This window comes from Rhodocytophaga aerolata (genome assembly GCF_030503435.1).
GTDB classification, from domain to species: domain Bacteria; phylum Bacteroidota; class Bacteroidia; order Cytophagales; family 172606-1; genus Rhodocytophaga; species Rhodocytophaga aerolata.
On the sequence record NZ_JAUKPO010000072.1, the window covers coordinates 1 to 11,428 of the forward strand.

Sequence of the window (11,428 nt, forward strand, 5' to 3'; positions counted from 1 at the left end):
ACAACCTCATATTACAACTTTGGAGGCTCTTGGCAAACTTTTGACATGTACTCAGCTCAGTACTATAAATTCTTAGCTTCACATTGGTAGATAAGGTGTAAAAGGTGTAAAAATCTAACCCATTGAGAGGCAGTAAGTACTCTCATAAGATACAAAAAAAACAGTTTTTTGCCAATACCTAAAAATGGTGATTTTGTATTTATTCCTTTTGATTTACCACCTCACAATCCTGAGTTAATTAGCACATACTCTTGATTAGTCAATAAGAAGAAATGTATGCAAGTCTACTAGTTTAGTTAACTTGCCATTTCAAGTAGTGCTAGAATAAAGGTAGATAATGTAGTTTCCCCAATAATGAAACTGCATAAATGGAAAAGAGGGGCAAAAAGGTAAAGTAGAAATGCTTAATATGTGGATTGCAAATTAATTTTATTCCCCTCTTGCCCCAATGTGAAGTTTCATCATTCGGGAATAAACTAGCACAAAGTAAGTGAAAGGGTATTTACCATCACTCTTTCTCTGTGTATTGCTGCAAGACTTTTTTGAAATACTTTCCTTGCCTAGTTGACGTATAGTTCCAGTCACTGAAAAGCATAGGCGACCATTGGGGATCAAATACCCATACTACATAGGAAATCCCCCGCTCCTCACAATACCTGGTGATCGCCTCCCCATAGGATTCATCACTGATGACAGGAACATGAGCTCCTTTCTCATCTGGTCCACAAAAACCAATCTCGGTTAAAATCACAGGATATTTCTCTGCGACAAATCCCCAATCAGTTGTCCACTTCTCTTCCCAGGGTTTTTCCCGCTTCATCGGATAAGGATGACTGACATAGCCAATGCCTTCTGCCTTAATAGGATTGGCTGCCACTTCTGTTAGATCATAGGCCCAGTTGAAACCGGCTACCAGTGGAATGGCTTTCGAACTATTGGCCCGGATAATGGTAATGACTTCCTCCCATCATCTCTTTCCATTGCCCCCAGCTACAGGTGCCTAACTTACCTCCCATCAGGGTAGGTTCATTGAAGAGTTCAAAAAAAGCTACCGTGGTGTTGTCTTTATAATGATCAGAGATGGTTCTCCAAAACTCAAAGGTTTCTTTCAAAGTGGTGTCATACATGGGATGCTGATACAATTCGTTTTTAAGATTGCCAATGCTATGCCAGTCCAAGATCACATACAGACCTAACTCACTTGCCCAAGCTACCCCTTGGTCAAGTAATTGTAGATAGGCTTGTTTTCCTCTGCTGCGCCAGGCGTGCGGGTGGATAGGGAACCGGAGGATAGTAGCGCCCCATTGTTTGATCTGCTCAAAATAGGACTTCTGCCAATGGCCACTTTTCTCAAGTTTATCCGGATCACTGCTGTTCAATCCCCGAAAAACAATAGGCTTGCCTTCGGCTGTGACGAATTGATTGCCCTTGACAAGCACTTGCCTGAGGTTGGATCGGTTCTGAGCAGAGGCAGGTGCTATCAAGAAAAGCCCCGAAAACAACAGGCTTAGTAAATAGATTATTTTCATTTGCAACATGACTAAATGTAGAGGGAAGGCTAAGATAAGGTTTGAAACAATAGAGCAATAGTGTATTCAACTTTTTCTGTTGTTAAAAATCAATTTATCTTTCAGGGTTAAATAAATGGGGGAATTAATTTAACCCTTGCCAGTTACTAATAGGTTTCCCCAATTAGAATTACCTATCCAAATCTAAAATGAGCGTTGAATTCGGGAAAGATCTGGTAGTGCCTCCATCTCAGGCCCTTGCATCGAAGGTCCGCTAAAATAGCACTTTCATGTATGGGATAATTCTTGTATATTTCTTTCACCTATACTCTGCCTGCCTGGCACACAGGGCACACAGGCAACAACTGAACTCTCTGGGCACATTGCTCTAACACTAAGCTAACGTTGTGCTTGAACCATCAATATTCAATAACAATCAACTATGGAACAGGTAGTGGGAGATACATACGGGTTAATCCATCTGATTTCATCCATCGTTGCTTTGCTCACTGGGGCATTAGTCCTGCTGATGAACAAAGGAACCATCCGACATAAGCAAATCGGCTATGTGTATGTAGCAAGTATGGGGATATTGTTACTGACTTCCTTGATGATTTATCGGCTATTCAACAGATGGGGACTTTTTCATTATACAACGATTGCTAGCCTGTTAACAATTAGTTTAGGCATGATACCTCTATGGACTAAGAAGCCAACCCAGAAGTGGAAATACATGCATTTTTCCTTTATGTATTGGTCAGTGATAGGTTTGTATTCAGCTTTTGTAGCAGAAATTTTAACAAGGATACCACAAACGCCATTTTTTGGAATGGTTGGAATTTCGTTCGGAGTAATCATGCTTGCAGGGAGTATATGCTTTGGGGTGAATAAATCAAAATGGGTAAGTCTATTTGGAATGGAAAAATAAACGACAAAGTGCTAACGGTTTGTAGGGATAGAAACATTCTCTTATGCTTGTACAAACACCTAAGCTATTTAAATATAAAAGTAACTGAATTTCCCCATATAATGAAACTGCACAAATGGGCAAAAGGGGAAAGAACTTCGCCTTAACTCTCTTATTCTGTAGTTTTGTCTTCTTTCTTCTCTATATTTTAGGGGATATCCTAAGTGCATTTCTGTGAACCTATACTAGGACAAGACTATGTAGGCAATATTAAAAATACTTGTCAAGTTTTCGGTTGCAGCAACCTGATCACTGGGCTATTTTTGAAAAAAGAAAATCTGATGCTAACCAATGAGACCATGTACAAAGCGATCATCGAAAAAGATATACGCTTTGAAGGAACATTTATTACGGCAGTTAAAACAACGGGCATATTTTGCAGACCCACCTGTAGCGCCCGAAAACCCAAAATAGAAAATGTTGAATTTTTTAATTCTACCCGTGAGGCAATACTAAAGGGCTATAGACCCTGCAAAGTTTATCATCCATTAGAAAAGATAGGACAAACACCCCATTATATCAAACAGATTATTGAAGAATTAGGCAATAATCCTACTGTCAAATTCAAAGATGGGGATTTGGTTCAAAAAGGTATAGAGCCAAGCGCCATCAGAAGATGGTTTGTAAAGAATCACGGCATAACTTTTCATGCTTATCAAAGAATGTTTCGTATTAACACTGCTTTTAAGAAAATTCAGGAGGGGGAACCCGTTACGGCCGTTGCTTTTGAGTCCGGATATGAATCCTTGAGTGGTTTTACAGACTCCTTTAAATCCATTTTTGGAGTCTCCCCTCGTCATAGTAAACATAAACAGGTTGTTACTATGACAAGGCTTGAAACACCACTGGGAACTATGTTGGCCTGTGCTACCGAAAAAGGCATTTGTCTGTTAGAGTTTACTGATCGAAAGATGCTGGAAACTGAGCTAAAAGGGTTGGCCAAAATGTTGAAGGCTACCATTATCCAAGGGCACAACCCTCTTTTTGATTTGCTCAAGCAGGAATTGGAGCAGTATTTTGAAGGAAAAAGAAAAGCGTTTAGTGTTCCGCTCTTTACGCCAGGTTCCGTTTTTCAGCAAACGGTATGGCAAGCCTTACAAACCATTCCCTATGGAGAAACCCGCTCTTACAAGCAACAAGCTATGGCTTTGAATAAACTTTCAGCTGTACGTGCTGTAGCCCATGCCAATGGGAGGAACAGGATTTCTATTCTAATACCTTGTCATCGGGTAGTAAGTGAAAATGGAAACCTTGCCGGGTATGGTGGGGGAATCTGGCGCAAAAAGTGGTTGCTTGATCTGGAGCGGTCCAACCATGCAGATACAAATTCCGCCGGCCTTCTTTTCTAATAGCCACTTCTGATTTACAATTTGTGAGTACTAAAAATAGTAAGCGCAGAGAAGCCAACATTAGCTTGAACTAAGGCTGAATTGACAATAGAATGACTTATATGCAGTAATAGTTAAATATATGCTCAATAAAGGTATTACTATCACTGTTTTAGCCTATGAAGATACAGTAAGAGAAGGGCTTTTTGCCATGTTCAACAGTACGTATGGCTATCAGGTGCTCAACTCTTACATAACCTGCAAGGATCTGATAGATAACTTGAAATCCGAGCGCCCAGATGTGATTTTTGCTACTACTGATGGCTGTGGGTATCAACCCTTAACCTCAGCTTATACAGAGGTTAGCAGAAGTATAAAGAACATTGCTCCTAAAACCAAGCTTATTGTCTTTACCTATCTAGAAACAGAAGAAGCCATATTTCAGCTCTTGAAAGCAGGGATTGATGGGTATATTACTAGAAGTAGTTCCCCGGTTAAACTACTGGAATCCATCCAGGAAGTATACCAGGGAGGAGCTCCACTAAGCCTCTCCATTGCAAAAGCCATTGTAACTTCATTTCATAAAAACACTTCTTCGCTTCTTACACCAAGAGAAGTGCAAGTGTTGGAATTATTAGCCAAAGGCAAAACTTATTCTTTGATAGCCGGGCAGCTCTTTATAGATAAGGAAACGGTGAGAACCCATATAAAAAACATCTATTGGAAACTTGAAGTACACTCTAAATCAGCAGCTATAGAGAAAGCGATGGAAGAAAAACTTATATAAATAGCTATCTTGTTGTTTCCTGCTAAAGCTGCCGTTTTTATTTTTAGCTGACCACAAAATGGGCTTCCCACTAAAAGTGTAGATAGCAAATAAGCGGAATTTAAGTTCTAATAATTTGAGTTAATGGAAAGGGGGAATTGGCGTAACTTTCGCTTTTAGATAATCTTTCTTATGGCAAATTTATACGGCATTCTTTATTCTTTCGAATATTTTTGAGAGATTACCTTTACTATACGGTTAAAAAACTTTGCAGAATCTACTTTATCTTCAGATGTATGCTCTAATTCAGAGCTTGCATCAAGTAATTTAAAATCTTTATCTAATTCTTTTGACACATATTTTTTGACCTTGGGCAGTGGCAAACCATTCATGAACAGTTTGCACTTCTTGAATAGGGCTTTCATTATCAAAAAATCTTTTCAATACTTCCCTGTTAGGTTTTACTGCCTTTTTTGAAGGAGTTTGGGCTGGATGCTTTCTTTTTTCTCTTTTCATAGCTGCTCATAAATTAAGCTAAATATTACAAACAACTTTCTGCTGAATGAGCTATAACATACTGCTAGTTTCTATCTCTAGGTGGGACACTTACTGTAGAGCAGAGAACAGCTGTTAGGGAAGTAAGAGCAGATATTTTGTGTCTTTGTCCTTGATCAGTTCAACCTTTTGAGTAAGCTTTTTTTTGTAGCCAGACACAATTACTGTATATTTTCCCTCCTCCAATGAGTGAAGATGCAGCAGGTTCTCATAAGTGACTAAAAATGTTCGCTCAGAAAAAAGAGTCTGTCCTTTTGCGTTTTTTATCTTAATGATCAAAGGCTCTCTTGTTGGATTACTCAAAGTTAGTAGGAAACTCGCCTTTGCTGCTAACACATGCAGTTCATAGCGAAGTTCTGCTGAAAGATAGCCCACTACATTTGCCTTAATGGCCTTACCTGTTAAATTACTTGTAATAAGTACAGCCTGATTCCTTGCAAATAAATCAACTGACTTTACCTGAGTGGCTAATAAAGTATGATTTGTCAACCGGGCTAGATTTTCATTTAACACACCGATGTTACGCTTGTTGAGTTTAATAAATTTACCTTTGAGTGATTCTTTATAAAGTAATTCCCCTTCTTGACTATAAAAGGTAACTTCTGTGCATCGGGTTGCAGGATTTGTCTTTAACTGCCAATAACCTTTGCGTCCATCTTTCCCATACTGAAAGTAATCTCCTTGTTGGGCAGCAGCAGGCTGAAAAGAAACAAGTAAAAAGAGTATCATCACCCTTTTCGAGAAGTTGCAATTTTGCTCCTGATGTAAATTTTGATTGATGGTAAGTAAGAGCAGTTTTAGCATAGCAGTATGCGGGTGAATCTCAAAACATGATTTATCTTGAAAGTAAGGCAGGTCATAGTATCCCTTCCTGATTACATCTATTTCAGTATGCCAAATCCTTTGCCAATCAATTTTATTGCTTTTTTATCTCTAATACGCCTTTTATTAGAAATACCTCTGCTCTTGGTGTCCGATTATGGGCAGATGCTGTCCGATTCTGAACACGGTGATTTAACTGTTTTAACTGATTTTGGAAGAATATGTATTTAAGATGCTGGTTACAAATGGACGTAAAATGGCGCTAAGCACCTGCTATTATACTTTTACTTATTTGTGAGTTTAAAATGGTTGAGAGAAATTTCCTCTATGCTCAGTTCATTCAACTTCCTGGGCACGTACTTTATGATAGTGAAATAGGAGAGTAGAGAAGAAAACAAAGAAAAAGAGGATATAAGGTTCTCCCTGTTTAGCTAATTTTTACCCATGCCACTATCGAGGTGGCGTATGTTCGCCACTAACCTGAATTACAAATTTATTTGCTTCAGATACACCTTATTTTGCTTTTAATCTTATACTTTCATATCCAACAAAACTTATACTGAGGTCATTGGACTCATTGGCTTTCACGCTGAAATTACCCTCTAAATCAGATACGGTCCCCGTTGTGGTTCCAGTTACTATTATGTTCACCCCTGGAAGTCCCTCGCCTTCCTCATCATAGACCCTACCGGACCATGCACCACTGGCATAGCTGGCATCAACCTTGAGCTTTTCTTGTTTCAATTCGGCTTTCTCTACGACAATGATTCCTTGAGTGCTGTTGTCTTCATTCGTTTTATCTTTGTTTAGCTTAAAGAGGATGGGCATGACCATTCGCACCCGTACAGGCCTACCTCTTTGGGTGCCAGGCTTGAAGGAAGAAGCCTTTTGCACCACTCTTACCGCTTCCCTGTCACAGCCTGCATCAATCCCTTGGATAGCCTTTACATTTGATAAGGAGCCATCTCTTTCAACCACGAATTCCACATCTACTCGTCCCTCCACACCCATCTGCCGTGCTTGCAGCGGATACTTTATTTCATTGCTTACATACCGGTAGAAAGCATCCATGCCTCCTTCATATTGGGGTTGCTCTTCTACTACGATAAAGACCTCTCCTGCCATATTGTTGCTTTGGCTACCCATCTCCATCTCTTTTGATTTGGGGTCCAACTCTTCGCTACAGGCAAATACTACCAAGAGTAAAGTGCCTAGTGCTGATAGCGCTCCTAATTTCCAGGGGCTCACATTTGTTACTTGTTGTTTCATTGCTAAGAGTCGTTTTAGAATTAAACCATCATGAAAGGAACTGGCCAGACTCAGTCCATTTAACTTCAAAGTAGAACTGATCAGTATGGACGAATAGTAGTCAACACTGTAGGACTTAAGTGCGTAAGCATCGGCCTGAAATTCATGTATTTTTTTAATTTCTTTACTAATAAACCATGCGGTAGGGAGCCACCAGAAACCTGCTTTAAACAACTCCAGGAATACTATATCGTAGGTGTGCCCCATTGTAGCATGTGCTTTTTCATGCTTTAGGATTAGCTCATACTCGGGGCCTTTTTTATCAATTTTATCGCTTAAGAAGATCCAATTGAAAAAAGTAAAACTTCCTTGAATGTTGCTGGCCTTGCGAATGTACAGGTCATCAAATTTCTCATAACTGCTCTTGCGCTCTAAGTAGATCAGGTACAACACACTGCTAAAGAATTTGCAAAGAAAGAATGCGCTAATGGCTGTATACATCCAGATGAGCAGATCATCATTCCAGGATGAGGGTTCAGCCGTTGGAGTAATGAGAATAACATCTAGTGGAATGGGTTCCATAGGCAGGGTATCCATTGGTATCTTGCTGTTAAAAAATAGCTTAGGTAGCTTAAGCCATGGAATGGTAAGGGAGAGCAGGGTAGTACCGATCAGGTAAAACCGCATGCTGGCATAGTGCCGCTCATTTCTGAGAAACAAAAAGTATCCTAGCATCAATGCTAAATGGATCAGGGAAAGCTCTAGTAGGTAATTGCTCATGATTTCTTTTCTTTAAGTTCTTGAAGAAGTTGCTCTAATTCATGGAGGCTGAGCTTGTCTTGTTTGGTAAAGAAGGAAACCATCTGCCGATAGGATCCACTGAAATAGCGTCCTACAAATCCTTTCATAAAGGATTTGGTATAAGCCTCTTTGCTAATCAAGGGATAGTATTTATGGGCATTGCCATGTACCTCATATCCCACAAATCCTTTTTGTTGCAGGATTCGAACAATCGTAGAAACCGTGTTATAGGCAGGTTTAGGTTCAGGCATTTGGGTGATGATATCCTTGACAAAAGCGCTGTCTAATTCCCATAGCACCTGCATGATTTCTTCTTCGGCTTTGGTTAATTCTTTCATAAAATAATATGCTGGATTAATATTAAACTAAATCATTAGTTAAAACTAAATAATTAGTTTGATTAATCCTACTAAATTCAACTAAATTTTTAGTTGGGTGAAAATTAGGTATTAGGCTTTCTGTTTTTGGGATAGCCGTATGGAAGAAGTATAGGGGAATTGAAGGTGAAGAATCTACGATTTTATAGTTAATGCAAAGGGGGAGTTCGAATTACTCGAAATCTATGATACAAGTTTTGGACTTCTGTTTTTGCAAACGTGCTCTATAATCTACCAAAGGCAACCGAGATCATTTCGGCTATGGTTTTCTACGCGGTTGGGAAGGGTTAATTAATGCCTTGCCTGGTGTTGGTATAGTTTCCTTAAAATTATCTCATTTTCTACCACTCCTACATGTTGAAAACCTAGTTTTTCCACCATTTTAATGGCTTGCCTATTGTCTAGACTCGTTTTACCAATGATTTGTTCAACCTTCAAGGTTTGCCCGGCAAACTCAATGAGTAGCTCAAAGGCTTGTTTCATCAGGTTCTTGCCCCAATAGGCAGGTAACAGACTTCCGCCTATTTCTATCGCCTTTTGCTGCTGGTCATAGTGATGAAGGGCGGCTTCACCAATGATTTTTTCTGGTTCACCCTGTAGACGTATGGTCCAAATAAAGGCACAGTTGGCTATAATTCTACTTGTGAAGCTGATGGCTGTTTCCTCTGGCAAGAAAGGCGAGCTTTCAAAATGTTGATTTACTTCAGGCAGCGTATAAAGTGCATATAATGCCTCTGCATCTGCCAAAGATAGCCTTTTCAACAATAAGTCTCCGTTTGTAAGTGTATCCATTTCTAATTATTGTTCATACAATAGTGGATCACCGCTTCCTGGCCGCTTTTCAAGCGTTATTCTTGTGTTAGAGCAGCTCGTTAATCGGTTGAAGCCCTTGTTAGCGGCCTGCTCTTATTTTGTTTTTATTCAGCTCGTCTCAACTCCCATTTCCATAGCAGTCCATCCTCGGGATCATTTATCTCTGCTATTTTTTGAAAGCCGCATTTAGTCAACACTTTGGTGGAAGGGTTCTCTTGCCCCAACGTATGGGCAAGGATCACGCTCACTTTTGCATTCTTAAAAGCATTGGCAATAAGTCCTTTTGTCATTTCCGTGGCAAGACCTTTGTTCCGGTATGAGGGTGCAATTTCATAGCCCAGTTCCACGGTTCCCTCTTCCGTAGGTTTGCCTTTATATCCTCCACTGCCGATGAGTGTATTATCCCTTTTATGGATGGGAAAATAAGTCCACCACCCGCTTTCTTCCTTGCTTTCTAAAAGCCTCTCAAGGGAGTATTGAATGGCTTCAATTCCAAATTCTGTCCACTTGTCTGCAAGGCTTACTCCCAATTTGTTGGACAGTTGATCATTGCCTCTAATCGCACTTTTTAATAGGTCAATGTCTGCTCCAACAAGTCTTAAGTTTTCTGTTTCTACGATCATTGTGGTCTTCTTTATACTCCTCCTATACAATTAGCCTGATGGCTAACTTTTAGCGCAGCTCAATATAACATTTCTACTATAGATTATTTATTATTACAATCATAAAATTGTTCTATACACACTTTAAAAACCATACTAGTGCTTTGCCAAAATAATTATTAGAAGAAAAGGTAACTTTACTTATAAAACCATAAGTAAAGGAGTATGAGAAAAACAATAGCTACCGTTCAACTCAGTTCTGTAGAACAAGCAAAATTGAAAGCATTGGTAAGTAAAGGTAAACACTCCGTACGCAAGGTAAAAAGAGGAAGAATACTCTTGGAGAGTTTTGCAGGCAAAAAGCCGGAAGTAATTGCCCAAGAGGTAGGGGTGAGTCTAGCCACTGTTTACAATATACACAAACGCTACGAGCAGCAAGGCTTGCAGGCAGCTTTGGCAGAAAAGCCTCGTAGTGGCCAACCCCGTAAAGTCACCCCTGCCGTGGAGGCGGCAGTAACTCAAATTGCCTGTAGTGCTGCCCCTGAAGGGAGAAGCCGGTGGACAATCCGCCTGATCAATGAACGCTTAGTGAGTTTAGGGTATGAGCTGGAAGATGAATCAGTGCGCTTGATTTTAAAAAAAGTAAGCTCAAACCCTGGCTCAAAAAGCAATGGTGTATCGGAAAGATAGATGGGCAATATATCGCTAATATGGAGGAGGTATTAGACTTTTATGACTGGCCGCCTAAGGAAGGGGGTGCCCGCCTCTGTTTTGATGAGCGGCCATGCCAGTTGTTGGGAGAAGTCATAGCTGCCCTGCCCATGAAAGCAGGGAAAGCCAAAAGAGAAGATAATGAATATAGCCGTAATGGCACAGCCGTGGTTTTACTTGCTTATGATCTAGACTCAGGCAAGCGCTATATAGAGGTCAGGGAAAGACGGACCAAAAAAGACTATGCAGACTTTATGCAGCACCTGCTTGAGGAACACTATGCTAACCAAACACAAGTACATATCGTGCAGGACAACCTCAACACCCATACTTTTGGTGCTTTTTATGAACATTTACCTGCCCCTAAAGCTAGGGCTATGGCAAGTAAACTCACTTTTCATTTTACACCTAAGCATGGCTCATGGTTAAATATAGCTGAAATAGAGTTTTCTGCTTTAGCCAGACAATGTCTGGACAGAAGGATAGATAACATAGAGGCACTCTCTGAGCAGGTCTTAGCCTGGGCTGATGAGCGTAACAAGCAAAGTGTGAAAGTGCACTGGAGCTTTACCGTAGATACAGCCAGAGAAAAAATGGCTACCCAATATGAGAATGTCAACAAAGCTAATGTTAAATCTAATAATTAATTTGGAACAACACTAGTTGCCCAGAAATGTTATCTTGAGTAATAGCCTGCAGCTATCTAAAGAGTGGCTCTAAGAGTGCTCATCTTGCTTAAAAAGCTGATTTGAGGCTGCTATTCCTTCCTTTTGGAGTTACAAAAAGGGAGTGGCGACTATAAAAGAAATAAACGCAACTAATAGTAAAAGGTGCGTTTAGCCAACTGTTAGGCACAAGTAAAAGAAAAATAACGAATTAGTAGTGAGACAAAATTTAGCGGTTTTCTTTATCCTTATTCTTCTCTCAAGT

Annotated in this window: 13 protein-coding genes; 5 read left to right on the plus strand and 8 right to left on the minus strand. The window is 40.0% G+C overall.

The genetic code is table 11. The features are described 5' to 3' along the window. Nucleotides 1-508 precede the first annotated feature (508 nt). Together Q0590_RS35400 and Q0590_RS35405 are read right to left on the minus strand one after the other, a co-directional pair. Nucleotides 509-955, minus strand: coding sequence for a cellulase family glycosylhydrolase (locus Q0590_RS35400; protein WP_366970789.1), 447 nt, complete (start codon nt 953-955; stop codon nt 509-511). Next, on the minus strand, nt 933-1,529 hold the full coding sequence (locus Q0590_RS35405; RefSeq protein WP_302042410.1) for a glycoside hydrolase family 5 protein: 597 nt from the start codon (nt 1,527-1,529) through the stop codon (nt 933-935). Before Q0590_RS35405 ends, Q0590_RS35400 begins: the two co-directional genes overlap by 23 nt. A 421-nt stretch (nt 1,530-1,950) precedes the next feature. On the opposite strand from Q0590_RS35405, the gene Q0590_RS35410 reads away from it, so the two are divergent. The 3 genes from Q0590_RS35410 (at nt 1,951) to Q0590_RS35420 (ending at nt 4,590) form a co-directional block, all read left to right on the plus strand. After that, nucleotides 1,951-2,436: a DUF2306 domain-containing protein gene (locus Q0590_RS35410; protein WP_302042411.1), complete on the plus strand. Its 486-nt coding sequence runs from the start codon at nt 1,951-1,953 to the stop codon at nt 2,434-2,436. A 302-nt stretch (nt 2,437-2,738) separates the two neighbouring features. Next, the gene (locus Q0590_RS35415) at nt 2,739-3,824 is read left to right on the plus strand and encodes a bifunctional transcriptional activator/DNA repair enzyme AdaA (protein ID WP_302042412.1); all 1,086 of its coding nucleotides are present in this window, start codon (nt 2,739-2,741) and stop codon (nt 3,822-3,824) included. 121 nt (nt 3,825-3,945) lie between these two features. After that, a complete protein-coding gene (locus Q0590_RS35420) occupies nt 3,946-4,590 on the plus strand; it encodes a response regulator transcription factor (RefSeq protein WP_302042413.1) in 645 nt (214 codons plus the stop codon). A 315-nt stretch (nt 4,591-4,905) separates the two neighbouring features. Here the strand turns inward: Q0590_RS35420 and Q0590_RS35425 are convergent, their stop codons facing one another. The 6 genes from Q0590_RS35425 to Q0590_RS35450 all read right to left on the minus strand — a co-directional run bounded on the left by Q0590_RS35425 (nt 4,906) and on the right by Q0590_RS35450 (nt 9,808). Further along, nucleotides 4,906-5,085 (minus strand): hypothetical protein, encoded by a 180-nt coding sequence (locus tag Q0590_RS35425; protein WP_302042414.1) that lies wholly within the window; start codon nt 5,083-5,085, stop codon nt 4,906-4,908. A gap of 114 nt (nt 5,086-5,199) precedes the next feature. Then, nucleotides 5,200-5,928, minus strand: coding sequence for a hypothetical protein (locus Q0590_RS35430; protein ID WP_302042415.1), 729 nt, complete (start codon nt 5,926-5,928; stop codon nt 5,200-5,202). Nucleotides 5,929-6,459: 531 nt separating this feature from the next. Beyond that, the gene (locus Q0590_RS35435) at nt 6,460-7,974 is read right to left on the minus strand and encodes a TonB family protein (RefSeq protein ID WP_302042416.1); all 1,515 of its coding nucleotides are present in this window, start codon (nt 7,972-7,974) and stop codon (nt 6,460-6,462) included. After that, nucleotides 7,971-8,333, minus strand: a complete 363-nt coding sequence (locus Q0590_RS35440; protein ID WP_302042417.1) for a BlaI/MecI/CopY family transcriptional regulator — start codon at nt 8,331-8,333, stop codon at nt 7,971-7,973. Before Q0590_RS35440 ends, Q0590_RS35435 begins: the two co-directional genes overlap by 4 nt. A 330-nt stretch (nt 8,334-8,663) precedes the next feature. Beyond that, nucleotides 8,664-9,164 (minus strand): GNAT family N-acetyltransferase, encoded by a 501-nt coding sequence (locus Q0590_RS35445; RefSeq protein ID WP_302042418.1) that lies wholly within the window; start codon nt 9,162-9,164, stop codon nt 8,664-8,666. Between the two features lie 125 nt (nt 9,165-9,289). Beyond that, the gene (locus Q0590_RS35450) at nt 9,290-9,808 is read right to left on the minus strand and encodes a GNAT family N-acetyltransferase (protein ID WP_302042419.1); all 519 of its coding nucleotides are present in this window, start codon (nt 9,806-9,808) and stop codon (nt 9,290-9,292) included. A 204-nt stretch (nt 9,809-10,012) separates the two neighbouring features. Here Q0590_RS35450 and Q0590_RS35455 point away from each other — a divergent pair, with 204 nt between their 5' ends. Next, on the plus strand, nt 10,013-10,477 hold the full coding sequence (locus Q0590_RS35455) for a helix-turn-helix domain-containing protein (protein WP_302042420.1): 465 nt from the start codon (nt 10,013-10,015) through the stop codon (nt 10,475-10,477). Next, nucleotides 10,474-11,145, plus strand: coding sequence for an IS630 family transposase (locus Q0590_RS35460; RefSeq protein ID WP_302042422.1), 672 nt, complete (start codon nt 10,474-10,476; stop codon nt 11,143-11,145). The genes Q0590_RS35455 and Q0590_RS35460 overlap by 4 nt, the downstream gene beginning before the upstream one ends. Nucleotides 11,146-11,428: the final 283 nt, after the last annotated feature.

Bases quoted from the DNA above. Each gene is read 5' to 3' on its own strand.
- Q0590_RS35405 (WP_302042410.1), bottom strand. From the start codon at position 1,529: ATGAAAATAATCTATTTACTAAGCCTGTTGTTTTCGGGGCTTTTCTTG.
- Q0590_RS35410 (WP_302042411.1), top strand. From the start codon at position 1,951: ATGGAACAGGTAGTGGGAGATACATACGGGTTAATCCATCTGATTTCA.
- Q0590_RS35420 (WP_302042413.1), top strand. From the start codon at position 3,946: ATGCTCAATAAAGGTATTACTATCACTGTTTTAGCCTATGAAGATACA.
- Q0590_RS35425 (WP_302042414.1), bottom strand. From the start codon at position 5,085: ATGAAAAGAGAAAAAAGAAAGCATCCAGCCCAAACTCCTTCAAAAAAG.
- Q0590_RS35430 (WP_302042415.1), bottom strand. From the start codon at position 5,928: ATGCTAAAACTGCTCTTACTTACCATCAATCAAAATTTACATCAGGAG.
- Q0590_RS35435 (WP_302042416.1), bottom strand. From the start codon at position 7,974: ATGAGCAATTACCTACTAGAGCTTTCCCTGATCCATTTAGCATTGATG.
- Q0590_RS35440 (WP_302042417.1), bottom strand. From the start codon at position 8,333: ATGAAAGAATTAACCAAAGCCGAAGAAGAAATCATGCAGGTGCTATGG.
- Q0590_RS35445 (WP_302042418.1), bottom strand. From the start codon at position 9,164: ATGGATACACTTACAAACGGAGACTTATTGTTGAAAAGGCTATCTTTG.
- Q0590_RS35450 (WP_302042419.1), bottom strand. From the start codon at position 9,808: ATGATCGTAGAAACAGAAAACTTAAGACTTGTTGGAGCAGACATTGAC.
- Q0590_RS35455 (WP_302042420.1), top strand. From the start codon at position 10,013: ATGAGAAAAACAATAGCTACCGTTCAACTCAGTTCTGTAGAACAAGCA.